Below are 25,264 nucleotides of genomic sequence, written 5' to 3' on the forward strand. Positions count from 1 at the left end.
CCGCCGTAAGGGGGACCTGTTGCCTAAGCGTGCGCCCAGACCTGTCATCGATGAAGTGTCGGTTCCCCAGATTGGTTTTCGAGGGGATCTGGAAGCTCACCGTAAACTCAGCCGAAACCCGCGATCGGTGCGCATGTGCAGAAAAATGCATGCTCTAAAGCCTTGATGGTCCTGCATTCTTCTGCACATGTTGCGGACCCGAAGCTCGCTCACGACCAAACCCCGGCGACCTGGGTGCCGCACGTCCCCATCAAGCCCCGGGCACACAGGCTAGGGTCGCTTCATGGATTGCGAGCCACTGCTTCAGCACCTACTTACTGCGCCTACAAAGGCGCCACAAACGGAAACCACGGCCGAGTTCTGGGCCAGGCACCGCGAGACGGCCCGCCTTTTTCATGAGCCTGTTGATGCCGCAGCCGCCGCGGGGTTTGACGCGAGTTGCGTTGGGCACGCGTTTGGTTCGGGTTATCAGGTCGCTTTGCGTGTCCTTGATCCGCAGCTCGGTGAGGGGCTTGCGGCGATGTGCGTCACGGAGGCAGGCGGCGGACACCCGCGCGCGATCACCACCACCATCACGCCCGCCGACGGAGGGTGGGTCATCAGCGGAACGAAGACGTTTGTCACCTTCGGGACTGATGCGTCTGAACTGCTCGTCGTTGGCAGCGCGGGGACCACACCTGACGGGCGCCCCAGACTTCGCGTGGCCCGAGTCTGCGCGAACGAACCCGGTGTCACTGTGACGCCGAGGCCGCCGCTTCCGATGGTCCCGGAGTTGCCGCATGGTGAAGTTCAGCTTCATGAAGTCCGCAGTACCGAACTGCTCGACGGCGATGGCTACTCTCGGTACGTCAAGCCGTTCCGCACCATTGAGGACATCCACGTAACCGCGGCGCTTCTGGGTTGGTTGCTCCGTGTCGCGAGGGAATCGGGCTGGCCGCACGATATTCAGCAGCAGCTCCTTGCCTCGATTCTTATGTTGCGTCCTCTCGGGAGCGCGAGTCCTGCTTCGCCCGTCGTACACATTGGTCTTGGGGGAGCGTTGGCTGCGATGGCTCAACTTGTCGAAACACTGGAACCTCTGTGGGCGGACGCGGATCCTGACCTGGCCGCGATGTGGCACCGGGACAAAGCGTTGCTGGGCATAGCTGGCCGCGCACGGGCGGCACGGCTTGATTCGGCGTGGGCGGCGATCAGCACAACTGGGAGCTAAAGGCCACCGTATGCTGACGAGGTGGATGAATTGACGGTCGGGTTCTTCACCGACGCCGACGCGGTGAGCGGGCAACTCGAGGCGGAGGGATATCTGCCGGATGAGGACACGGCGTTGACGGTGTTCCTCGCGGATGTCCTGGGCAAGCCGTTGCTGATCGAGGGCCCCGCGGGGGTGGGTAAAACTGAGCTCGCTAAGGCTGTCGCTAGTGCTGCGGGAGTGCCACTGATTCGGTTGCAGTGCTACGAAGGACTGGATGAATCGCGGGCGTTGTACGAGTGGAACTATTCGAAGCAGCTGTTGAGCATCCAGGCGGCCAAGGACCCAGGCGGGTCGACTGACGATGTGTTTAGTGAGCAATTTCTGCTCACCAGGCCGTTGCTGACCGCGATCCGCAGCGAGTCCCGGACGGTTCTGCTTATCGACGAGATTGACAAGACTGACCTTGAGTTCGAGGGCCTGCTGCTTGAGATTCTGTCGGATTTCCAGGTGACGATCCCTGAACTCGGCACAATGCAGGCCACAGCTAAGCCGTTCGTTGTGTTGACATCGAATGCGAGCCGCGAGCTGTCGGAGGCTCTGAAGCGACGGTGCCTTTACCTCAACATGGAGTACCCATCGATCGAGCGTGAACGCGACATTGTTCTGCGCCGCATTCCAGGTATAGATGCCACCCTCGCGCTGCAGCTCGCCGAGACGGTGGACGCCTTGCGTGGGCTTGAGCTGAAGAAGGCGCCCTCGATTGCGGAGACCCTCGACTGGGGGCGCACTCTTCGCGCGTTGGGGACGACCAGGCTTGATGGTCGCACCATCACGAAGACCCTGGGCGTGGTTCTCAAGCATGCCTCCGATCATGCGAAGGCGATTACTGGCTTGAAGCTGACGGAGTAGGGCAATGCTTGACCGTCATCTCGGTTTCTTGGATGCTTTGCGTGCCGCAGGTATTCCCGCTTCGACCTCGGAGGGACTTGATTCTCTGCGGGGGATCGAGGCGTCGACTCCTCTTGATCGACGGAGGCTTCGCGCGGTCTATTTGGCGACGCTCGTGAAACGTCAATCGCATCGACAGCTGTTCGATAGCTTGTTCAACCTGTGGTTCCCGGACAATGCAGCCGCTCGCGAGCCGCGAGCAGAGCAGGGGGCGGAAGCTCCGTCGATACAGCAGGTTTTGCGCGCCGAACTCACCGAGACGGTCCTCCATGGTGACGATACGGATCTGTACGAGGTTGCGCGGGAAGCGGTTGAGCAACTCGGCCAGATCCCTAGCGCGGGTGGCACAGGAACATCGTGGTCGCCGGCGACGGTGATCACCACGATGTCACCGCGAACCCTGATGGCCGGGTTGATGAAAGCTGCCGACGAGGAGTCAGCCTTGCCCGCATCGATCGCCCGGGCCCGGTTTGATGGCAGGCTTCAACGCTTTGAGGAACTGGTGCAGGCTGAGACGCAGCGGCGGATCCTTGAAGACAAGGGAGTCGGCGCGGACTTGGTGCACGTGAAGCCTCTGGAGATGGTGAGTTTCGGTGCCGCCTCCAAGGCCGAGATTGCGGAGATGCGACGCCAGCTGTACCCCCTCGCTCGGCGGCTAGCAACGCGGATGAGTATGAAGCGCCACCACGGTCGCAGGGGGGCACTCGATTTCCGGCGCACTATCCGTGCGTCGCTGAGTACGGGTGGTGTCCCGGTGCATCTGGCTCACCGCCCGAAGCGACCGCACCGCCCCGAGCTAGTGGTGCTGTGCGACATCAGTTCGTCGGGGGCGACTTTCGCCCGGTTTGCGTTGCTGCTGGTTGCGGCGTTGCAGCAAGAGTTCACCCGTGTTCGTTCCTTCGTGTTTATCAATTCGCCCGAGGAAGTCACGGAGCACTTTGCCCGCCACCACGATGCGTTCGACGCGTTGGCAGCGATGGAAAATGGGATCACCCAGCAGGTCATGGGTAGCGGAACTGACTATGGGCAGGTCTTCAGCACATTCGCGTCGACGTACGCAGATTCCCTAACCCCTCGGTCGACGCTGCTGATTATCGGGGATGCACGTGCCAACAACTTGCCACCCCGCGTCGATGCTGTTGCGGGCCTCGCCGATCGCGCCCTCCGCGCGTACTGGCTCAACCCCGAGCCGAATGCCAGTTGGGGGACCGGTGATTCTGCGGCTCTTGAGTACGCCGAGGTGATCGACATGCTCGAGTGCCGCAATCTCGCGCAGTTGACCGAGGTTATCGAGAGGCTTGGGTAGGTTCTTAAAGATCGTTAGGCATCTGCCGGGAGGTAGTGCCGGAACTTCCCACCGGGGCTGATCCGTGGCGGTTCGTTGGCTAGTTCGATTGTGAAATGGGCGAGGTCGTGCTCGGCGAGCAGGGTCTTGAGTTCTTCGCGGACCTTTGGCCACAACTCATCGGCGCGCAGCCCGTCTGCCGGGAGCATCCGGACCTGCAGCGCACTCGGACCCGCCTGCACCAGTTGGAACTTGCGGACGCCGTCCACTCGTCTTGCGAGCGAGCGGACCAGGACCTGCGCGATAACCGCAGGTGCGCCTTCTTCGTTGCGCAACACGTCAGCAGTGCGGCCCTGCACCTTAAACGCCGGATAGGGACTGCCGCAGGGGCACGGATCTGGTCGTTGCAGGACAGCGTCACCGAGTTCGTAACGTAGCAACGGCTGGGTCCTGCGATACAGCACACTGATCAGCACTGAATGCGAAAGGACACCGGCGGGGGTGGGTGAGTAGTCCGCCTCGACCGGCTCGAAGACTACCCAGTCGGTGAACACGTGATGCCATCCTTGAGCGCAACTCTTGCTCAGCCTCAGTGCCTCGTTCGCCGCGTACACGTCGACGAGGTGGGCGCCGAACTCCCGAATGATGGAGGCACGCTCCTCGTCGGAGAGTGTTTCCCCGGCGATCAACACGACCGCTGGTGAGATGCTCAGGCGTCCCGCCGCTTTCTCCCCGGCGAGTAGCGCCACGATACCTGATGTCCCGGTCACGATCGCTGGATCGAACGCGTTGAGCTGCGCGACGAGCTCAGACAACGGTTGAAGCGAGGAGTAGCGCTGGTGCCTTTTGTTGCCCGTGCCGTGAGCCTGCACCCATGTGGAGTTCAACACGTGGTGTCCCGCTAGATCCATGATCGTCGCCGTGCGGATGCCCTTCGTGAGCAACCGGAACAAGCGTATGGGCAATAGGAGCGGGCCTATCGAGCTGGGGCTATATGCCGGTCCGGACACGGCGCGCAGCTCGTCTGCGGAGATGATGAAAAATCCTCGCCGCCCTGTCGACCCCGATGTTGTAGTGAGAAGGTACTTGTCGAGGAATTTGGTACCGATCAGGTCGGGTCTGGCGAGGAACTTCTCGACCTGATCAAGGGTGATGTCGCGGTCGGTGGTCCATCGGTCGAAATCGGCCATGAGCCCGGGCTTGGTGGTGACGGGCAGCATCTGCGGATCGGTGACGGATTCAGGCATGTCCCGGTATAGCTCGGCGAACAATGGGGAGTGGGCGCGCGCGTGGGCAACGGCGTCAGCGAGCCGTTCGCGTTGCCGGGACTGGATTTCTCCAGTGGATGGGTTCTTGCTCGCAAGCGGGTTGCTGAGCACATGCGCTCCGATCGTTAGCTGCCAGGACGGCGTGGATCCGGTGGGAACATCTTCCGAGGCTTCGGGGGAACACGTGAAAGATGTTGACTGGTTGCCACGCTATCGTGTTGTGCGTTCGTACGCGTCCTACAACACGCCGAACGCCGAATGGACATTTCAGTGAACACCTGTACTCTCGGGTATGTGGGGCAAATTGTCCAGCGCAAGGTAGGCGACCTAACAATGCGGCCCAACTCAATCTGAAATGGCCTCTGAGCAGGCCTGGAAGGCAGCCCTCACGCCGGTGTATGGCCGCCGACGAGGGCAGAGACGCTTTCAGATTCATGTAACGGCGCCTTGCGGAGACGAGAACGTCAACCTCTAATCACCCCAGAAGCGCTAGCAAAGGACAAATTATCGTGATTACTACCCACCCAGATCTCACCGCCGATCAGATCGAAGCACTCGGCCAGGACTTCGACGCCATCCGCGCGGAGGTCGTCGCTGACCTCGGCCAGCGTGACGCCGACTACATTCGCAACATCATCGACGTTCAGCGCAAGCTCGAGGTCGCAGGGCGCGTCTTCCTGTGGGCAGGAGTCGTTCCGCCATTCTGGTTGGCCGGTGTCGCTTCGCTGGGTGCCGCCAAGATCCTCGACAACATGGAGATCGGGCACAACGTCATGCACGGCCAGTACGACTGGATGCAAGACACCGAGCTAACATCGAAGAACTTCGAGTGGGACAACACCATTTCGGCGGACAGCTGGCGCTACACCCACAACTACGTGCACCACACCTACACCAACATCATCGGTAAGGACCACGACGCAGGTGGCTACGGTGTCATGCGTTTGACTGAGGAAACCCCGTGGCACCCAATTTGGTTGCTCAATCCAGTCTTCGCGGTACTGGTGCAGTCCTTCTTCCAGTGGGGAGCCGCCCTGCAAGAAGCCGAGGTCGAGAAGGTCATCCGTGGCGAGAAAACCTTCGCCGACGCCCGTGAAAGCTTTGGCCGCGCACTCGGCAAGGGGCGCAAGCAGGCTTTGAAGGATTACCTGATCTTCCCGGCATTGTCCGGTCCGTTCTTCCCGGTAACCTTCGCGGGCAACGTCGCGGCCAACTTCATCCGCAACATCTGGTCGTCGGCGATCATTTTCAACGGTCACTTCCCGGCCAACGTGCAGGAGTTCTCGATCGAGGAGACTGAAAACGAGTCGAAGGGCGCGTGGTACTACCGCCAGGTCTTGGGTTCGGCCAACTTCACTGGCGGCAAACTTATGCACATCATGTCTGGCAACCTGAGCTTCCAGATTGAGCACCACCTGTATCCCGACCTGCCGGCGCACCGCTACGCCGAACTATCCCCGAAGGTTCAGGAAGTCTGCGCGAAGTACGGCCTGCCCTACAACACGGGTACGTTCCTCGGCCAGTTCGGATCGGTCTACAAGAAGATCTTCCGCCTCGCATTGCCTGATGGCCGAGCGGCAAAGGTCCAGCGCGCCGCTAGCACGAGCATCAACAGTCGCGAGCTTGTCGCTGCCTGATCAAAACCATGAGCCCCCTTTTCCTCGCGGAACTGGGGGCTCATGTTTTTTCTCATCGGTTGGCTATCTGAGGGCTGCAGCTCTCTAGGAACCGCGGTCGCCGAGTCGTAGTTGACCGGTGCTATCCAGCGGCTTGGGCAACTGTTCAAGTGATCCGGTGTACTCGGTCAACGGTTGGGCAACCAGTTGAGCCAACATCTGTTCACTGCATAAATCTCCGGCTTGACGGGTAAAAGCGCAGGTCAATAGCACGTGTTCGGGAACACACCGTCAAATGTATTGAGAATCGAGTGAACACATGTACTCTCAATGCAACGGGCTGAACGGCCCAGTACACGTCATAAACCTGAGGAGTGTAGATGCGTACAGCAATGAGTGTGGTGACGTCATCGCGACCAGGACGACGCGTTCTGGGTTCATCGATCGCCCGAGCAATGGCAAGCCCCCACAGCGTGGACCGCTACGTCAGCATGATCGACCCCGCGTGGTCGCTCACCGACATCCGCGCCGAGGTGACCACAGTTGAGCACAAGACGAGCGATAGCGTCACCCTGACACTGCGTCCCAACGCGAACTGGCAAGGCTTCCGAGCAGGCCAGTTTGTGCGCCTATCCGTCGATATCGACGGTATCCGCCGCACACGCTGCTACTCGCCAGCAGATTCACAGTTCCGCCGCGACGGTCGCATCGAGCTCACCATCAAGGTGGACCCGAACGGCCTCGTCTCCCGCTACCTGAGTGACAACGCCAAGCCAGGGATGATCGTCACCCTTTCGGAGGCGCAGGGCGAGTTCTTCGTCCCACTGCCGCACCCGCGACGCATCTTGCTGATCAGCGGCGGCTCCGGCATCACCCCGGTGATGTCGATGCTGCGGACGCTCTGCGACAAGGCATACAACGGCAAGATCACTTTCTTGCACTACGCGTTCACTGAAGACGACATCATTTACCGCCGCGAACTCGACGAGCTCAAAGAGCTCTACCCGACCGTGAAGATCGTGCGGGCGTACACCGAGCAAGAGACCGGCGGAGACCTTCACGGGTACTTCAACCGCGAACACCTTGTTGCAGCGGAACCGTACTTCCATGATGCAGAGACCTTCCTGTGTGGACCGCTGCCCCTGATGGACGCAGTACGCAAGGTTTACGCCGAGGACGGCCTCGACGACCAGCTTCACCTCGAGCAGTTCGCGGCACCAGTACGCACGGTCCCATCTGATGATGTTGACGGCGACCTGTCATTCACCTTCGCCGACAAGAAGGTGACCAACAACGGCCGCAGCATTCTTGAGCAGGCCGAGGAAGCGGGCCTTACTCCGGAGTATGGCTGCCGGATGGGCATCTGCTTCTCGTGCACCAAACGTAAAGACTTCGGTACGACACGCAATGTCATGACGGGCGAACTGGATTCCGAAGAAAACAAGGACATCCAGATTTGCGTAACGGCGCCCTGCGGCGACGTCAGCGTCAACCTCTAACCAACTTTCACGATTCAACAGTTAAGGACTCTTAATCATGATTACTACCCACCCAGAACTCACCGCCGACCAGATCGAAGCACTCGGCAAAGAACTCGACGCCATCCGCCAAGAGGTCGTTGCTGACCTCGGCCAGCGTGACGCCGACTACATCCGCAACATCATCGACGTCCAGCGCAAACTCGAAGTAGCCGGACGCGCATTCCTGTGGGCCGGAATCATCCCGCCGTTCTGGTTGGCCGGAGTAGCGTCACTGGGCGCAGCTAAGATCCTCGACAACATGGAAATCGGCCACAACGTCATGCACGGCCAGTACGACTGGATGCAGGACCCTGAGCTGACCTCGAAGAACTTCGAGTGGGACAACACCATCTCATCGGACAGCTGGCGCTACACCCACAACTACGTGCACCACACCTACACCAACATCGTCGGTAAGGACCACGACGCTAGCGGCTACGGTGTCATGCGCATGACCGAGGAAACCCCGTGGCACCCAGTCTGGTTGCTCAACCCGGTCTTCGCGATCTTGCTGCAGTCATTCTTCCAGTGGGGCACCGCCTTGCAAGAAGCAGAGGCTGAGAAGGTCATCCGTGGCGAGAAAAGCTTTGCGGACGCTCGTGAAAGCTTTGGCCGCGCGCTCGACAAGGGCCGTAAGCAAGCACTCAAGGACTACCTGATCTTCCCGGCACTATCAGGTCCGTTCTTCCCTGTCACCTTCGCAGGTAACGTCGCTGCAAACTTCATCCGCAACATCTGGTCGTCCGCAGTGATCTTCAACGGTCACTTCCCAGCCAACGTGCAGGAATTCTCGATCGAGGAAACCGAAAACGAGTCCAAGGGCGCGTGGTACTACCGCCAGATCCTCGGCTCAGCTAACTTCCACGGCGGTCGGCTCATGCACATCATGTCCGGCAACCTGAGCTTCCAGATTGAGCACCACCTGTTCCCAGACGTCCCAGCGCACCGCTACGCCGAGATGTCCCCTAAGGTCCAGGAAGTTTGCGCCAAGTATGGCCTGCCCTACAACACGGGCTCGTTCCTCGGCCAGTTCGGATCGGTCTACAAGAAGATCTTCCGCCTCGCCCTTCCTGATGGCCGCAAGGCGAAGGCACAGAAAGCAGAGCTCGCCAAGGCCAGCTCCAACGTGCGCGAACTCGTCGCCGCCTAATTGAACATCACGACATGATCCCCGGTTCCCTCGCGGAACCGGGGCTCGTCGTGTTTTGGCCTTTCGCTGCTGTCAGCCGCCACGATGCCGCGCTGCGAAGAAAGCTACAGTAATCAGATGCGGCGACGAGTGCGCGCCGCGGAGAGGCACGAATGATTGTCGTAGGTCTCATATTTGCTGGAATCGCAGCCTTAGTTCATCTGTACATTTTTTACCTAGAGTCGTTGGCGTGGGAGTCTCCACAGGCACGTGCGGTGTTTGGTACAGGTAGTGTCGAGGAGGCGCGGGCAACCCGATTCTTGGCATACAACCAGGGGTTCTACAACCTGTTCCTCGCCATTCTGGCTGCACTCGGCATCATTTTCGTAGCCGTAGGCCACCTAGGTGTGGGGTCGGCATTGGTCTTCGCGGGTACGGGCTCGATGCTCGCCGCGGCACTTGTTCTGTTTGTGTCGTCGAAACCGCACCGGTCAGCCGCAGTGAAGCAGGGCTTGTTCCCTCTGCTAGCCGTGGGTGCTCTCGCTATCGGACTGTTGGTGTAGCTCCTAGAAGGCGACGCAACTACTCATCGGTCCGCCGAACGGTTTGTCACAACCTACGTTCGGCGGGCTTGGCTTTTGCCCGAAAGTGCAGCCAGTCCTGGTGCGAACAACGCGAAGGGCTGACGCCGTGGCAACACAATTCCGACCAAGCCCCGTATGATCGCGAACGTAAAGTTGGCGTAGTCGAACCGGTCACGCCATACAGAGATTTTCCCGTCGCGGAACTCAAACGTGCCGCACACCCAGAACTCGATCCGAAATCTTCCAAGGCTGAGAGCATCAGTACGTTCAGTCAACACTGCATCTGTGCCCGTGCCTATGTGATGGAACTGCACGTCAAAGCGCATATTCAACTTCTTCATCAATGCGAACGCTCGGCTCACGTTGCGCTTGCCCCGAACCTTGGGAAGAGACACGTTGTGCCACACAAGATCCTCGGTGACGTAGCTCAACGCCTGGTCAAACTGTTCATCACGCAAAGCCGCTAAAAAGGCAACGACCACTCCGCTGCTCGAATCTTCACCCTCATAAGCCATGCGAAACCTCCACAGGTTCAAAAGCCGTTGCGACGCCTCGTCGCTATTGTGGCAGACAAACGGGCGCAGGCTTCAAGTGTTGGAAGGTTGGGAGCGAAGCCAAGATCCAGGAGTGCCGAGAAGGTTGCTGCTGTCGGACAATGGTGGGTATGGAGCGCGGGCGAATTCGGCTAGGCACAGTCGCGGGAATACCGGTCGGTGCGCATTGGTCGGTGCTCGCGATCTTTGGTCTGATCACTATCATTCTGGGCGCGTCAATACTCCCCGGAGCAGTGCCGGGAAGGTCTCCCATTGCGTACTGGTTTGTGGCAGGTGCAGGCTCAGTAATCTTTCTCGGGTCACTTCTTGTCCACGAACTGGCTCATGCCCTCGTGGCGTTGAAATACGGTGTTGGAGTTCGACGTATTACCTTGTGGCTGCTCGGTGGAGTGGCGGAACTGACTGAAAATCCACGCACCCCGAAGTCGGACTTCCGGATCGCAGTAGTGGGGCCACTGGCGAGCCTTGCTATTGCAGTGGTGGCGCTTATTGCGGCGTATGTCGCGCACCCGTGGATCGACACCCTGCTGGTGGCGATGCTGATTTGGATTTCGCTGGTGAACCTCATTATTGCGGTTTTTAATATGTTGCCTGGCGCCCCGTTGGACGGGGGGCGGGTGCTTCGCGCATTCTTGTGGAAGCGCACAGGTGACCGAGAGCGAGCCTCAGAAATGGCCGCCACCGCCGGGCGCTTCCTCGGATTTATCTTCATCGGTCTAGGGATTATGCGGATGGGTTTCGGTCAGTTCGGTGGTCTATGGCTGTTGCTCATTGGCGGGTTCATGCTGATGGCAGCCCACGCCGAGAGCGAAGCGACCAAACTTCGGCGCCGACTCGCCGGCGTACGAGTCTCTGACGTCATGTCTCGACGATTTGATGTTGCGCCCGCGTGGTGGCCCGTTGAACAAGTCTTGGCGAACACCACGACCGGGCACCGGGTAGTACCAGTGGTGTCGGCAACAGGCACCCCCGTCGGTGTGGTGAACATCGCCGATCTCGCGCGGCTCGACCCCCACGTGCGCATGCGGGCGACCATTGCTGATGTAAGCAGACCACTTCCTGCGGACGCGATCGTGGGCGTCGCCGATGAACTTGTGGATGTGTTAAACCGGATCGAAGATGTTGACGCAATCTTCGTGGTCGATCGCGGTGCGGTCGTCGGCGTTCTGACATCTGAACAGCTCTTCGGACGACCAGGACTGTGAGTGTTGATCAGGACCCGCCGCGACTTCGTGTGCCATTAGCACGAGCAATCGGCGTCGGGCAATTAACGTAATAACTGCACCACACACTCATGGGGAAGGAACCCACGCAATGAGCGAGTACGACGACTGGAACGCCAGCATCATCAGTGAGTTTCGCGCAAATGAGGGTCGAGTAGGTGGCCAATTCGAAGGTGCCGACTTGATCCTGCTGCATCACCGCGGTCGGAAGTCTGGTCGCGAATACGTCAGCCCGTTAATGTGCCTAGTTGATGAAGCCAACACCGATTCGATCTACATCTTTGGCTCCGCGGCGGGAGCGCCGAAGCATCCGCAGTGGTATCAGAACATCACCAGTGCTGGCCAAGCAGAAATTGAACGCGGCACAGAAAAATACACCGTGATTGTGGAGGAAGTGGTGGGGGACAAGCGCGACAAGGTCTACGCCGAACAGGCACGTCAGTACCCCTTCTTCGCCGAGTACGAAAAGAAGACAGCAGGGATTCGCACAATCCCTGTTGTGGCGCTGCGTCGGGCGTGAACTGAGCCAGTTACGGTGCTGAGAGAGTGAATTCGGTTGCCTGGGGGAGTACAGGTGACGCACGCTTTGTCCTCAAGGCTTGCGTTACGCCTATTTGAGCCTCGACGAAAATTAACTGGCGGAGTGCCGTCATTTCGTCGAATCCTCGACTACTCAAACTCGTCGAGCTGGAACGCCGCCTTCTGACGCAGTGGATACCCCTACCTCAGAATTTGTGCATGGGTGGACCCTCGATATTGGTTCACAATCACGGTAGGGGCTTGTTCGTGTGGGGACAGGCGAGTTTGCACGAATGTCGCGAAGGCCAGTGCGGTCGAAGGACATGTCCTGTGAGGCGAGACTTGCCCCGAATGATCTTCCTGAGCGTCGAAAGCGTGTGGGAGGCTAATTATCGTTCCGGAGGTGCCTTTAGCTGTGGCGCGTCAGCGCACGCTACGTGCCATCGGATTGAATACGGCGCAACCTTTCAACGAGCTCATTGATGTCAAAAGTTGGTGTGAGGTGACACCAAGACATGCGCAGGGCTCCGTGAATCTGAGTCTCCGGCAGTCCGGCTGCGAGCAACACATGACTGAGCGCGTAACTTTGTGATGTGCACGCAGATCCGTTTGAAATTGCGGCGATGTCCTTCAGTGCAATGAGCGCGGCTTCGGAATCGAGACCAGGAACTGAAAAGTTCACAGTGTGTGGGGCCGTCCGGTCTAGGTCAGCGTTCCATGTGACGTTGATTCGGTTGAGCGCGGCGACGAGTTGATCACGGATCTCGACACAGCGCGCTTCGCGCGCCTCGTGATCCCTTGTCGCAATTCGGGCTGCAGTCCCCAGTCCTGCGATCAGGGATACCGGCAAGGTTCCTGGTCGTAGACCTCGTTCTTGGCCACCTCCGAACATTATCGGTCGCAACGGTACCTTTTTAAAGCCTCGACGACGAGCAACGAGCGCGCCGATCCCTTTCGGCGCAAATATCTTGTGCCCGGAAATACTCATGAGGTCTATTCGCTTGTTCCGGAGTGGCCCGATCGTTTTCCCGAAGGCCTGCGCCGCGTCGACATGCAAATAGGCATCGTGGTCGCTCAGGCTTTGTGAGATCTCCTCAATAGGTTGGGCGACCCCGGTTTCATTATTGATACCCATGACGGAGACCAAAAAAGTGTCTGGTCGGAGCGCCTTGGTAATTGAGGTAGGTTCGACCCACCCTCCGCGATTCGGCGGTACGACAGTGACATCAAATCCGAGCTCACGCAATTTTTCGATGGGCTCGAGTACAGCTTTGTGTTCAATCTCTGTAGTAAGGATGTGGCGCTTGCCAGCTTGCTCCGCGTGCGCTACAAGTCCGAAGATCGCCAGATTGTTGCTTTCGGTTGCTCCGCTGGTAAAAGTAACCTCTTCGGGTTTTGCATCCACAACTTGAGCAACTTCGGCGCGCGCCCGCACGACGCGCTCCTTCGCGACCTGCCCATATGTGTGTGTGCGACTGCCAGCATTTCCGAACTCGACGTCAAGATACTTCACTACTTCGTCACGAACCTCGGGGTCTATCGGGGTTGTGGCGTTGCAGTCCAGATAGACAGGTCTTGTCGTCCTGCCAGTCAACAAGTTGTCAGAGGGAGGCGTTAAGGTCATATCCGAACAGTACGGGATCCGACACGTGTTCGGTGGTGACAAATCGCCACACTGTTCGGATGTATTGTTCCGTACATGGTTCTACATGAGGGGCGTGAGTTGACGACAGCTAAGGTGCGAACGACCGGGTTTGAGTACGTGTTTCCTGCACTTCGCGGTGTGCAGGCAGGGCGCGAATATTTTGTAACTATGTGCCCGCTTCGGCTGATTCCGCGGTTGTTTGTGTTCGACGATGAAGAACTTGCCCCTGAGATGCGAGCACAAAGGTCATTGAACCGAAATCGTGTCCCTGAGATAGCCCGATATATGGCTCAGAATCCGACAAATTACGTCTTTTCTGCACTTACAGCATCTGTTGATGCAGATGTGTCGTTCGAGTCCTTCACCGAGACCGGTTCGAACGAGCGAGTCGGCATCTTGACAATTCCCATGTCCGCGAAGTTTGTCATTAACGACGGGCAGCACCGCCGCGCAGCGATCCAACAGGCGTTGTCCGAAAGCCCCCATCTAGGTGACGAGACAATTGCGATCGTGCTCTTCCTGGATGTAGGACTGAAGCGGTGCCAGCAAATGTTTGCCGACCTAAACCGGTACGCAATTCGTCCCGCCAAATCCATCAGTGTCTTGTATGACCATCGCGATGAGATGTCTGCCATTACACGGGTGACGGTGTTCAAGTCGCCCTTCTACAGCGATCTCACCGAGGCAGAATCCAATAATCTGGCGGCGCGCTCTCGCAAGCTCTTCACACTCTCAGGGTTCTACAACGCGAACAAGGCCCTACTCGATGGGGTTGCAGAGGACTCATTTGAACGGCGTGTCGACCTCGCAACAGCTTTTTGGGAGACAGTAGCCAGGCAGTTCCCTGAGTGGGGTCAAGTCCGGAACCGCGAAGTCAGTGCTGGTGAAGTGCGCCGTGACTTTATCCATAGTCACGGAATTGTGCTTCATGCGATCGGCAAGGTAGGGAACAGCCTGTTGCGGCAAACTCTCGAACGTAGAACCTGGGAGAAGACACTAAAGCGACTAGATTCAATCGACTGGCACAGGTCGAACTCGAATCTCTGGGAAGGCCGCGCAACTTCGGGTGGGAGAGTCTCGAAGAGTACAGGTAATGTACTCCTGACCACGGCAGTCATCCGGAAAGCCCTGGGAATGGAACTCTCCGCGGACGAACAGCGTGCAGAGAACGCCCTTACGCGAGGAGAAGCATGACAATTAACATTCCGTTGCGCCCGAAGTCGTCCTTCGACGATCTGGGGTTCTCCGCAACTATAGGTGCAATAGTTAAACAGACGCAGGAACTCTACCTATCAGACGGCATCCCGTGGGTAGTCGGCTATTCCGGAGGAAAAGACTCGACAGCCGTCTTGCAAGTAGTCTGGAAAGCCCTCGCTGGCCTCGCGCCCGAGCAGCGCACGAAGACGGTTCACGTGATCAGTACTGACACGCTCGTTGAGAATCCCGTAGTGGCTTTGTGGGTGACGCACTCATTGGACACAATGGCTGCAGCGGCACGAGAGCAGGACTTGCCGATCGTTCCGCACCGACTAACGCCAGCGGTCGCCGACACCTTCTGGGTCAACCTAATCGGGAAGGGGTACCCGGCGCCAAGACCTAAGTTCCGTTGGTGCACCGAGAGACTCAAGATAAAGCCGTCGAACACCTTTATTCGGGACATGGTGCGGGACCACGGCGAGGCGATTCTGGTGCTCGGCACGCGGAAGGCAGAGAGTTCGGGCCGTTCCCATCGGATGACTGAGCTCGAATCTAGAAGGACCCGAGATCTCCTTAGTCCAAGCCAATCGCTACCAAACTGTCTCATTTACTCTCCTGTCGAGAACTGGTCGAACGACGACGTGTGGACTTTCCTGATGCAGGTTCAGAACCTGTGGGGACACTCCAACAAAGAATTGCTCACTATGTATCAAGGTGCATCGGAAGATGGCGAATGCCCTCTTGTAGTCGACTCATCAACGCCAAGTTGCGGTGATAGCCGCTTCGGCTGCTGGACATGCACTCTGGTTGAAAAAGACAAGTCGATGTCGGCCATGATCCAGAACGATGAGGAGAAGGAGTGGATGCTTCCGCTGCTTGAGCTCCGTAACGCGCTGGACGTACCTGACGACCGACATCTTCGGGATTTCAGGCGCATGAACGGATCTGTTCAGCTGTTTTACGATCGGCCTATCCCCGGTCCTTATACACAGACCGCGCGCGAGGACTGGCTCAAGCGATTGCTCGAAGCGCAAGTCTGGATTCGTGAGAACGGCCCCGAGTACGTTCGTTCCCTCGAGCTAGTTACTTTGGCGGAGCTGGAAGAAATTCGCCGAATCTGGGTTGTCGACAAGCACGAGTTCGAGGACACTCTTCCACAGATTTACGAGCAGACCGTGGGAGAAAAATATCAAGGTAGCTCGTTAGATGAGCACTTGCCGTTAGGGCCGGACACAGTAGACATCCTTCGCTCGGTAATCGGGGAGGACCGGTTGCACTTCGAGCTGGTGCGAGAACTGCTTGACGTCGAGCAACGTCATCGTGCACGAGCTCGTCGCGCCGGGTTGTTCGACTCGTTGGAGAAGGCACTTAAGCGTGGCTTCTACGAGTCCAAGGATGACGCGTTGGAGCGCGCAAATGCACGACTATCTGCATTTGAGAAACGGGACGACGATGAATCACCGACCGATCTAGACATAGCGGATGGGTACGTCAGGAAAGTGAACGGGGGATCCGCGCAGTGATTCTCGACGAACTTGTCCTCAGCAATATCGGGACCTTTTCGGGCACACAACGGCTAAATCTCACGCCCGAGGCTGGTAAACCGATCGTACTGGTAGGCGGCTTGAACGGTTGCGGGAAGACCACAATCCTCGAAGCGATTCAGCTCGCGCTATACGGTCCGCTCGCTCCCCGAAATGGGCGCCGGAGTGGCGGATACGACACTTATTTGCGCAATCTTGTGCATCGTGGAGCGGAATCGAGGCACGCGAGGGTGGAGCTGGCTTTCCGTAGCTTCCAGGAAGGCAGTCAACGGAGCATCAGAATTATCCGTTCCTGGGATGGGGGCGCCGGTCCAGTTCACGACAACCTGGAAGTAGCTGTTGACGGACGATTCGACAATGCACTTACCTCGACGTGGAACGAATATGTTGAGACATTTCTTCCTCGCGGTGTCGCAGGGTTGTTCTTCTTTGACGGCGAACAGATTGAAGCTCTGGCCGACATGGACCGGAGCCGTGACGTACTAAGGGCGGCCCTCGCTGCGCTACTGGGACTGGACCTAGTTGACCGTCTTGGCGCGGACCTCGGTGTCCTGAGGCGCCGTCATCGTACAAATCAAATTCCGCCGGAACTGCAGTCATCCGTGGAGAGCAGTCGTCAACTAGTCACGCTCGCAAGGCAGGCAGAAGAAAGCGCAATGTCGGCCGTCGCGCATGCGAGAGTACAGCTTGAGCGTTCCGAAAAACAATTCTTTAGAATCAACGAGCAATACCGTTCAATCGGTGGTGAGTTGCTCGAGCAGCGTGACGATGTGGTGACCAAGCTGGAATCTGCGAAGCAGAGCAAGCGCGCTATTCAGGATCAACTTCGGGAAGCTATGGCAGGAGTCGCACCGTTGTTGCAGTTGGCGTCACTGCTTGAAGAACTACGCGATCAGGCAGCACTTGAATCTGCGGCAGCTCACCAACACGTTGTTGGCCAGGTGATCGCGGAGCGCGACAGAAACCTCGTTGAAAAACTCCGTGCTCAGGACGTCGAAAGTTTGGCCATCGACGTAGTTGAACGATTGCTTCGTGCGGACCGCGAGTCACGCAACAACAATGCGGATGTTTCACCTGTAGCGTTCCTAGCTGATGAATCTGCGCTCTCGAAATTAGTGGTTTCAGACATTCCGGCAGCACGTGAGCTCCTGAGTGGTCTTACTTATGAGCTGGAGTCCACTTCTTCGAAAGTCGATGATCTAGACCGATACCTTGCGACAATGCCCGATCCCGAATCAGTCGCGCAGATAGCAAGCGAACGAGAAAATGTTGAATCCGACCTCTACGCTCATCGAGCGGCCTTGGCTGCGGCCGAGGAACAGCATCGCTTATCAGGACTTGGGCGTGCGAAGGCCGAGACCGCGTACGAGTCTCAACTTGACCGCTTAGCGCAGGCCAACCTATCGATTGATGACGATCGCCGAACTATAAGCCACATCGACAAGGTCAAAGAGACCTTGAGAGCGCTGAAAGCGGCAGCCGTTGAGAGGCATATCGATCGAATCGGTGCGCTTGTTCTCGAAGCGTTGCAGCAATTACTCCGAAAGCAATCGCTTGTATCAGCGGTGAAGATCAGTTCTGATGACTACGGGGTTGAACTAGCTGGTGCAGATGGCTCAGTCATCTCCGCCAACCAACTGTCGGCCGGTGAGCGCCAATTGCTCGCAGTTGCGCTGCTGTGGGGGTTGGCCCGAGCTTCAGGGCAACCGCTACCGGTCGTCATTGACACTCCGCTGGGGCGCCTGGACGGCACACATCGCGAACGCCTACTTGATGGGTATTTTCCCCACGCAAGCCACCAAGTAATCCTGTTGTCCACAGACACAGAGATTGATAAAAACGCCTTTCAACGAATTTCGGGCGACGTCGCGCGCGTGTATCGCCTGAACTTTGACGACGAACTTAAAGCAACCTCGGTCGAGCCGGGATACTTCTGGGAGTGAAACATGGCGATCGAACACATCCGATTGAGTCAGTCCGCACGAGACCAACTGATCACGCTCAAGAGGCGAACTGGAATTGCCCACTGGAATGTCCTTTGTCGGTGGGCATTCTGTAGATCGCTCGCTGAGCCATCGGTTCCGCCGATGACCAAACTTGTGACTGATAGTAGTGTCGAGATGAACTGGAAAGTTTTCGCCGGCAATCAGGGTGATATCTATTGGGCATTGCTGCGAATGCGCTGCCACAAGGATGGGTTTCCCTTGGATGAGGACACGCTAGCCTCGCAGTTTCGGCTTCATTTACACCGGGGGATTGGTTACCTAGTAGGGGACAGTCGCGTGACCGACGTTTCAGGATTAGCTTCAGTCGGGCTCGCCGCTGCGGAATGACGATGACCAGCATTGCTCGCCACAAGACGGCTATGGTGCGCGACGCGTTGTCACGTCCAATGTCGATGGCCGTCTCAGACAGTCTCATCGCTCCCGGGCGAACCGTCTTTGACTACGGTTGCGGGCGGGGTGACGATCTTCGGCACCTTGAAGCGCTCGGATACCAAGCCAGTGGTTGGGATCCCGGACACCGTCCTGATGCAGAACACTGCCATGCAGATGTCGTCAATCTTGGTTACGTCGTCAACGTGATAGAAGATCGCGCCGAACGTGCTAGGACACTTGCAGCAGCTTGGGAACTAGCGAAGCGTGTACTGGTGGTGTCAGCGAGACTAGTCTGGGATGCCCGCGATCTCGTCGGTAGACGGCACAGTGATGGCGTTATAACTAGAACAGGAACATTTCAGAAGTTCTATGAACAACCTGAGCTAGCTGCCTGGATCACGCAAGTGCTCGGGGTGACACCTGTAGCTGCGGCGCCGGGCATCTTCTATGTCTTCCGCTGTGAAGAGGATCAACAACAGTTCCTCCATGATCGTGTGCACACGTATCGACCAAGAGTGCGAATCGATCCACACGAACGCTATGAGTCGACCAAAGAACTTCTTTCGCCGCTGTTTGATTTCATGTCTGCTCACGCACGCCCGCCCCGCACCCTTGAGCTCGATACCGGCGCGCAGGAAGCGATCAAAGTTGAGTTCGGCAGCGTTGGGCGAGCACAGAAGCTTATTTACGCTGTTACCGGCGACGACTACTGGGAACAGGTGCGGATACAGCGCCGAGCCGAGCTACTTGTGTACATAGCAATGTCTCGATTTGGGCGGCGGCCAAGATTTAGCCAACTCGCCCGAACACTGCAAACAGACGTTAAGGTCCACTTTGGCACCTACAAGGACGCATGCATCCAGGGTGACCGAATGTTAGTAGCGACCGGCGATCCGATGTTGGTATTTGTGTCTGCACGAAGCTCCAAAGTGGGGAAGCAGACACCGTCGGCGCTCTATGTGCACCGCAGTGCACTCGGCGAGCTACCGCCTCTTCTCCGCGTCTATGAAGGCTGTGCGCGAGTACTTTCGGGCAACGTCGAACGCGCGAACATGATTAAGTTGTCGGTAGTGAAGCCTCAAGTTTCTTACCTTTCGTACCCGAAATTCGACAAAGATGCCCATCCGGTGCTGGAGTCTGCGGTAACCGTAAATTTGCGGCACTTGACTGTCGACTGGAGAGACTACTCAAAATCGGACAACCCTCCGCTACTTCATCGGAAAGAAGAGTTCGTATCGGAAAGTGACCCGAGGCGTGACCTCTACGCGCGGTTGACGCGCGCCGAGATGCGCGCAGGTCTATATAGCGATCCGTCTCGAATTGGGTCGCTGCATGGTTGGGAGAGGCAACTTATGGCGACGCAGTACCAGGTTTTCGGTCACCGGTTAAGGAAGATGGCCTAGGGCCCAATTTTCAGAATCCAAATCAGATTCGGCTCACCGCGAGTCGTAGTTTCAATTGAATTGCTTGCAAATGTATAGGGCTCGTGCGGCCGTCAAATTTGATATCGAAAGATATTACCCTACTCGAGAATCTGTTAGGCACACAGCCTAGCCTCGATTATTCTCAATTAACCCCAAAAATTCGTTGTCTAGAAAACGAAAGGGTGGCGTGCAGCTTAGATGCCTATGGAACTATTCCGTCATAACCAATGGTGTTGACGTAAGCGTTGTGAATTTCTGAAATCGTAAAAATAGTTCTTAAAAATACCAGAGCTACGAAATGATGTTAATTCATACAAATTCAGGAAAGCGTTCGAAACGCGTGGATCTGTAACAAGCGTTCAGTTTCGCTGGTCAATAGACTGGTCTACCAGCAAAACTATTTGCCGTCATCAACCATGAATTTGTGATCGAAAGCCCATTCGGATCGAAGCAAGTCGCGCGACATACAGGTGGCACCCACGATATAGTCGATCAAGGGTGATAACATGACCCGAATCGGTTCACCCACACGGAGGCTGAGCGCTATAGGCGAGAGAAGGTTGCTATGGCTTTCGAATCTAGCCCTATCAGTCGTTTCAGAATGATCGAGGTGGATGACGCGCCATCGGCACCTGGAATCTATGCCTGGTATGCCAGAATGCAGACTGGAAGTGAGGATTGGAAGATTCGAACCCAGGATGGTCGGGACGTTTCAACGGACGCCTTTGCTGATCTTTTGCGCCAGTACGCCTCATATCATCAACCACGTCCAATACCGCTACGAGGTGAAGCTTCGTACGGAGGCCGCTGGGCGGGCAGCCTCGCACTTGAGCAGCCCTTGGACTTCATAAGCGAGATGCGGAGCAACGGAGAGGATCTACCGGATGAGGCTTCGGACCTATATGACACCATCAGTTCCGAGAGTGGCCGAAAAATTCTCGCAACTATGCTTGATCAAGCAATACCAGTATTTTCATCCCCGATGTACATTGGGGTAGCTAAAGATTTAAATGATCGTCTGCTACGTCATAGAACAGACTTTGACAAGGGCGTGCAATGGCTTTCCAAAAACCCAGGCGAGGCGGAGTCCTTAGCAACCAGGGCAAAAAACTTCGGGCTGAGAGCTGCGGCTAAAGGTCTTGCAATGGAACAACTCGAGGTTTGGGTAATTGAAACATCGCCTTCTGGAATGGGTGACGTTGATGCAGTTCAATTGCGGTCGATAGCGCACACTACTGAATGGCTCCTTCATAAGATATTTGCGCCGGTACTAGGAAAGCGATGAGGCATGTTCCGAACGACAAAAAATCCCGTATTTCGTGATCTTGTACAGGGCACATGGGGAGCATTCGCAACACCTGCGGGCCGAGTGGAATATATAATGACCAAAGCGCGTTTGGGGGAAGAATCCGAGGATCCTGAACGCCTTTTAACAAAAAGCCTGAGGCCGGTACGTGAGGTCATGCGTGCCAGGGACCTCGACTTCAATCAACTGCTCCAGCGGGACTTAGACGATCACCGTGTCGCGACTAATTTAATTCCTTACTTACTAAAGCATCGAACCACTGGTCCAGCCTTCTTTCCGCCCATCGTGGCGGTCCTGCTTCCTTTTAAAAACAAACAACCCTCTTCGTTTCCTGCACTTGAGAATTCGGAGGATGCCGATGACGAGCAACTAGGTCTGCGATGGCGTCAGTGGAAAGCTGGTGACGCATTTCAGGTACGCCGCGTTATTGATGACGGTGGTAATTTCCACAGTGTTAACTTGGGCCAGCTGCGTTGGAACAGCACCGCGGCGCAAATAGTGGTTTTAGACGGTCAGCATCGCGCTATGGCCCTATTGGCGATTGACCGTACCATGTCTAGGACATGGGACGATAACGAAGGATCGAAGTATCGATCCTTCTACGAGCGCCAAGTTGAACAGTATCTGAGAAGCTATGACCCAGAGGGAAAGCTCGATCTAAGTCAGGTCGAAGTTCCTGTTGCAGTGTGTTGGTTTCCTGAGAAGACTGGACTGAATCGCAAACCGCACGAGGCGGCGCGTCAGTTGTTCGTCGATGTAAATAGCGAAGCCAAGCCGCCAAGCGAGTCCCGAATTATCCTTCTGTCCGATGCCGAACTAGCGAATGTTTTGACAAGAAGCCTCCTCAGTCTTCTCCGCGACGAGAAAGAAACCTCGTTCCTCCCTCTGTTTGCAGTTGAGTATGACAACCCGGACATAAACAGCAGTCGGCCCGCAAGATGGTCCGTGGTTAGCAATATTAGCCTCCTGAAACTAGTAGTAGGTCGACTGATCTTCGGTCCAGCTAAATATCTGCGCCAGGTAAATCTTCGCAATACATCGGGTCGGGATAGCGCAAGCGCTAGAGATTCTTTTATGCGTGAACAGCTGGATATTTTAACCTTATTTCCTGCAATTATTGATGACTCTGGTTTTGCTTATAAGCGTGAAGAGATTGGAAACGAAAGCTTCCCACTTGGTAGAGTCGAAGAAATAATTGATCGTTTCTCCCAAACTTGGGGTATGGGGATTTTGACATTATTTTCACATGTGGCTCCCTACAAATCGCATGCGGCAGCATTGAATCGGTTGGAAGCTGACTGGAGTGCAGCGGTCGAGCCTCATGCTGCCTTGGGATACGATGCCCTTTTCGGCGGTGTTGGAGTGTTCTGGACGCTCAAAGACAGCTACGAGCACTATCGGGAAGAGATTCGCCAGGACCGAGGAAGGCAGACGACTCGAAGTAAATCCGATGACGTGATAAAGGCATGGAATGCAATCACAATAAAGCGCGATGATTTCGAAATGTTTAGAAGTCAAGAATATCTTGCTTCCACAAAACCCGAGCGGCTTAAGCTTTGCAAGTCGGTATACGAAGTTGTCAACACGCATGCTTGTCAGCTCGGGTTGGCGCTTACACTCGGCAGTCTCTGGGAGTTGAGGAAGAAAGGCGGTAGTAAACCGCGCGTCGAAGAGATCCCCGAGTTCGCCTCGTCGATTGTTTCTGGAATCAATAGTTTTTTATTGTCGGATGAATCTCGCGGAACCAAAAAAGATCGTCGCCTACTTTTCAGTAAAGAGGTTAATGATCCGCTCAACCTGATTATTAATATGGATGCTGGAAAGGCGATATACTTTCGTTACTTCTGGCTTGAAATCTTGAATACATCTGAAGGCTGGCCGTCGGTGGCTAATTGGTTCCCCAGCAAGGCTGGTTTTGACGAAATGCTGTCTACGGCGCGAAATGCATATTTGTTATATTTGATCGATGAGCAGAAAAAACTCTTGAAGAGTGAATTTGCTGGAAAAACTGATTCAAGCCTGGTGCTCGAAGCGCGAAACAGGTCCCGTAAGCGACTACAGCGTGCTTTAAAGAAATGGTTTAACCTCAGCGAGGAAGTGTTCGATGATTGGGTATCGGATAAATTAAGTATTGATGATGAGGCGGACTCGGCGCCTGACCCCAACGAGGAATCCGGACTTGAGTCTGAACCACAACACGACGGACCTGATTCATTGGAAGCGCTTATAGCTGAGGAAGACTGATGTGAAGCGAAACGTACAGCGGTGGCCTGTGCCGTAACCTCAGTTTGGTAGTCAGGAAATTCCTTTTCAATCCGCAATGGGCATGTTGTAGCCTGTCGGGTTTGGCGATAGCCTGCTTGGCTAAGTTAATGTCACGCTACCGTTGGGCGCTGGAATGAAAGCCTGACTGGTCGAGAGAGCTCCTTTCCAAACATTAATTTACTCCTGTGGTATTCTCTGCGCCGATGGATTTCATGCGCGCGGGTCGAAATCTAGATACAAGGACCTCTCCGGACTTGTGGTGATTCTCTGCTCCAGCACTATCAAGAACTCCGGCGGGATAGAGTTCCAATGCGTTCGTCTCAAATACGAATTGCACTTGGCGGAGAACGTCAATCTAAGCAATTATCGTTTGCTTTGTGATCGTGTAGGGTCGGTATCACTTGTTAGGCAGTGTCGTTGGATTCCAACTATGTCTTGGCTCATCGCCGATCTACGCGCGCCATCACAATTGTTTCTTTGGTTTCCATTGTTCGAGGCGGTGACGGCATATTTAGTATTGATCGCCTAGGTCGATTTTACAGAGTCCCGCTACGGGCGTAGGAACCGAACGGATTGCCGGAATCTGGGGTTTGTAGAGACTTGCCTACGTGATGCCGTGTTCTTGGAGTTGTTGGGCTGTGTACCCGGATTCGACGGCAAGTGCTCTGAGGTTTCGCATATTCTCGGCGATTCGATCCAACGATGGGCGGAAGTCAAAATCGTCAGTATCGCGTTTTCCACGATTGCATGATTCGCACAGTACCTGCAGGTTTGCTGGGTCATCGACATCAATCAACTCACCGCTTTTTGTTGTAACTGTCCCAGTTTTCAGGTTGCGCCGTGACCACGGTACGACATGGTCCACATCTAGCTTTTCAGTAAAACCCGAAGCCCCACATGCCTGACATCGTCCTTGGGCGGCTAGTATCGCAGCGTAGCGACGCGATGCCCGACGAACTCGTGCCGGGTCCTGCCATGCGCAAAGAGCTTGTTCACACAGTCGAAGTGCTTCAGCTTTTTCCGCTTCGTCCGCGAAGTTAACCAGCAGCGAGAATTCTTGTGAAGACCGCTCGTAGCGGACAATCCCATGCTTTACTAGCGTAGTTTTCGGCCACCGCATCACAGTGCGTTCTGCTCTGGCAACTGCCTGCACATCGGCACGCAACAGCGCCTCGGCGATGCGCCGTTTCGACGCACTGCCACCTTGTGTGATCAGCTCGCGGATTACCAGCGGCTGGTACACAGCAGACATCGACATTCGCGACTTCAAAAACTCGACTAGGTATTCACCATCTACCAACGAATCCATGTACGTATCTTGTCACTTGCAGGTGCATTCTGATAGTCGGAACGGGGGCTGAAGGAGTTAAATCTATTCTTTCCTTGATGCACTGGATCAAGCAGACACCGCAATAGCTGTGCAGCGACCAAACTCTAATCTTGAAAGTCGGAGACCAGGTAATCGTGCTGATATCGGACGAGCTGACGATTTCCCGCCGCGGAGTTGGGGCGGGAAATCGTATCTATCTCTAATTGACTCGTTGCCCTAGTCAGCCAGTTGATTTCCCTTGCTATTAAGACCTTTCAGCACTTAAAGACTTAGTTTTTTGAAGTGGATCGCGCTTGTCCGAAGAACGCAGGACCACAATTCTGCGAATCGAATTCTC

General features: G+C 56.1%; 20 protein-coding genes. 16 read left to right on the forward strand and 4 right to left on the reverse strand.

Going from position 1 to position 25,264, the window contains the following annotated elements:
- Positions 1 to 283 precede the first annotated feature (283 nt).
- The 3 genes from IEW73_RS01060 to IEW73_RS01070 are packed head-to-tail and all read left to right on the forward strand — an operon-like array spanning position 284 to position 3,446.
- Complete coding sequence (locus IEW73_RS01060) at positions 284 to 1,210, forward strand: acyl-CoA dehydrogenase family protein (protein ID WP_188669852.1); 927 nt, start codon at positions 284 to 286, stop codon at positions 1,208 to 1,210.
- Between the two features lie 21 nt (positions 1,211 to 1,231).
- On the forward strand, positions 1,232 to 2,101 hold the full coding sequence (locus tag IEW73_RS01065) for an AAA family ATPase (protein WP_443667592.1): 870 nt from the start codon (positions 1,232 to 1,234) through the stop codon (positions 2,099 to 2,101).
- Positions 2,102 to 2,105: 4 nt separating this feature from the next.
- Positions 2,106 to 3,446 carry a vWA domain-containing protein gene (locus IEW73_RS01070; protein ID WP_188669854.1) on the forward strand — a complete coding sequence of 447 codons (1,341 nt, stop codon included), beginning with the start codon at positions 2,106 to 2,108 and terminating at the stop codon, positions 3,444 to 3,446.
- 14 nt (positions 3,447 to 3,460) lie between these two features.
- Here IEW73_RS01070 and IEW73_RS01075 read toward each other — a convergent pair whose 3' ends face one another.
- Positions 3,461 to 4,804, reverse strand: coding sequence for a phenylacetate--CoA ligase family protein (locus IEW73_RS01075; RefSeq protein WP_188669855.1), 1,344 nt, complete (start codon positions 4,802 to 4,804; stop codon positions 3,461 to 3,463).
- Between the two features lie 398 nt (positions 4,805 to 5,202).
- Here IEW73_RS01075 and IEW73_RS01080 point away from each other — a divergent pair, with 398 nt between their 5' ends.
- From IEW73_RS01080 to IEW73_RS01095, 4 genes are all read left to right on the forward strand, one after another.
- Positions 5,203 to 6,330 (forward strand): fatty acid desaturase family protein, encoded by a 1,128-nt coding sequence (locus IEW73_RS01080; RefSeq protein WP_188669857.1) that lies wholly within the window; start codon positions 5,203 to 5,205, stop codon positions 6,328 to 6,330.
- A 359-nt stretch (positions 6,331 to 6,689) separates the two neighbouring features.
- A complete protein-coding gene (locus IEW73_RS01085; protein WP_229675633.1) occupies positions 6,690 to 7,808 on the forward strand; it encodes a ferredoxin reductase in 1,119 nt (372 codons plus the stop codon).
- Positions 7,809 to 7,845: 37 nt separating this feature from the next.
- The gene (locus IEW73_RS01090; RefSeq protein ID WP_188669859.1) at positions 7,846 to 8,979 is read left to right on the forward strand and encodes a fatty acid desaturase family protein; all 1,134 of its coding nucleotides are present in this window, start codon (positions 7,846 to 7,848) and stop codon (positions 8,977 to 8,979) included.
- 152 nt (positions 8,980 to 9,131) lie between these two features.
- Positions 9,132 to 9,521 carry a DUF1304 domain-containing protein gene (locus tag IEW73_RS01095; RefSeq protein ID WP_188669861.1) on the forward strand — a complete coding sequence of 130 codons (390 nt, stop codon included), beginning with the start codon at positions 9,132 to 9,134 and terminating at the stop codon, positions 9,519 to 9,521.
- A 53-nt stretch (positions 9,522 to 9,574) separates the two neighbouring features.
- Here IEW73_RS01095 and IEW73_RS01100 read toward each other — a convergent pair whose 3' ends face one another.
- Positions 9,575 to 10,057 carry a limonene-1,2-epoxide hydrolase family protein gene (locus IEW73_RS01100; protein WP_188669863.1) on the reverse strand — a complete coding sequence of 161 codons (483 nt, stop codon included), beginning with the start codon at positions 10,055 to 10,057 and terminating at the stop codon, positions 9,575 to 9,577.
- 149 nt (positions 10,058 to 10,206) lie between these two features.
- On the opposite strand from IEW73_RS01100, the gene IEW73_RS01105 reads away from it, so the two are divergent.
- Positions 10,207 to 11,301 carry a site-2 protease family protein gene (locus IEW73_RS01105; protein ID WP_188669865.1) on the forward strand — a complete coding sequence of 365 codons (1,095 nt, stop codon included), beginning with the start codon at positions 10,207 to 10,209 and terminating at the stop codon, positions 11,299 to 11,301.
- A 109-nt stretch (positions 11,302 to 11,410) separates the two neighbouring features.
- The gene (locus IEW73_RS01110) at positions 11,411 to 11,839 is read left to right on the forward strand and encodes a nitroreductase/quinone reductase family protein (protein ID WP_188669867.1); all 429 of its coding nucleotides are present in this window, start codon (positions 11,411 to 11,413) and stop codon (positions 11,837 to 11,839) included.
- Between the two features lie 432 nt (positions 11,840 to 12,271).
- On the opposite strand, the gene dndA is transcribed toward IEW73_RS01110, so the two are convergent.
- Positions 12,272 to 13,462 (reverse strand): cysteine desulfurase DndA, encoded by a 1,191-nt coding sequence (gene dndA, locus IEW73_RS01115; protein WP_188669870.1) that lies wholly within the window; start codon positions 13,460 to 13,462, stop codon positions 12,272 to 12,274.
- A gap of 75 nt (positions 13,463 to 13,537) precedes the next feature.
- Between dndA and dndB the strand changes: the two genes are divergently transcribed.
- The 7 genes from dndB to IEW73_RS01150 all read left to right on the forward strand — a co-directional run bounded on the left by dndB (position 13,538) and on the right by IEW73_RS01150 (position 23,576).
- Positions 13,538 to 14,677, forward strand: coding sequence for a DNA sulfur modification protein DndB (gene dndB, locus IEW73_RS01120; RefSeq protein WP_188669872.1), 1,140 nt, complete (start codon positions 13,538 to 13,540; stop codon positions 14,675 to 14,677).
- Positions 14,674 to 16,203 carry a DNA phosphorothioation system sulfurtransferase DndC gene (gene dndC / locus IEW73_RS01125; protein ID WP_188669874.1) on the forward strand — a complete coding sequence of 510 codons (1,530 nt, stop codon included), beginning with the start codon at positions 14,674 to 14,676 and terminating at the stop codon, positions 16,201 to 16,203. The genes dndB and dndC overlap by 4 nt, the downstream gene beginning before the upstream one ends.
- Positions 16,200 to 18,167 carry a DNA sulfur modification protein DndD gene (gene dndD / locus IEW73_RS01130; RefSeq protein ID WP_188669876.1) on the forward strand — a complete coding sequence of 656 codons (1,968 nt, stop codon included), beginning with the start codon at positions 16,200 to 16,202 and terminating at the stop codon, positions 18,165 to 18,167. Before dndC ends, dndD begins: the two co-directional genes overlap by 4 nt.
- A gap of 3 nt (positions 18,168 to 18,170) precedes the next feature.
- Positions 18,171 to 18,557, forward strand: coding sequence for a DNA sulfur modification protein DndE (dndE, locus tag IEW73_RS01135; RefSeq protein ID WP_188669878.1), 387 nt, complete (start codon positions 18,171 to 18,173; stop codon positions 18,555 to 18,557).
- A 2-nt stretch (positions 18,558 to 18,559) separates the two neighbouring features.
- Positions 18,560 to 20,005 carry a DNA phosphorothioation-associated putative methyltransferase gene (locus IEW73_RS01140; protein ID WP_188669880.1) on the forward strand — a complete coding sequence of 482 codons (1,446 nt, stop codon included), beginning with the start codon at positions 18,560 to 18,562 and terminating at the stop codon, positions 20,003 to 20,005.
- A gap of 631 nt (positions 20,006 to 20,636) precedes the next feature.
- Positions 20,637 to 21,311: a hypothetical protein gene (locus IEW73_RS01145; RefSeq protein ID WP_188669882.1), complete on the forward strand. Its 675-nt coding sequence runs from the start codon at positions 20,637 to 20,639 to the stop codon at positions 21,309 to 21,311.
- A 96-nt stretch (positions 21,312 to 21,407) separates the two neighbouring features.
- Entirely contained in the window at positions 21,408 to 23,576 is a 2,169-nt protein-coding gene (locus IEW73_RS01150) for a ParB N-terminal domain-containing protein (protein ID WP_206050433.1), read from the forward strand.
- Positions 23,577 to 24,201: 625 nt separating this feature from the next.
- On the opposite strand, the gene IEW73_RS01155 is transcribed toward IEW73_RS01150, so the two are convergent.
- On the reverse strand, positions 24,202 to 24,906 hold the full coding sequence (locus IEW73_RS01155; protein ID WP_188669886.1) for an HNH endonuclease: 705 nt from the start codon (positions 24,904 to 24,906) through the stop codon (positions 24,202 to 24,204).
- Positions 24,907 to 25,264: the final 358 nt, after the last annotated feature.

This window comes from Hoyosella rhizosphaerae (assembly GCF_014643175.1).
GTDB lineage: Bacteria > Actinomycetota > Actinomycetes > Mycobacteriales > Mycobacteriaceae > Lolliginicoccus > Lolliginicoccus rhizosphaerae.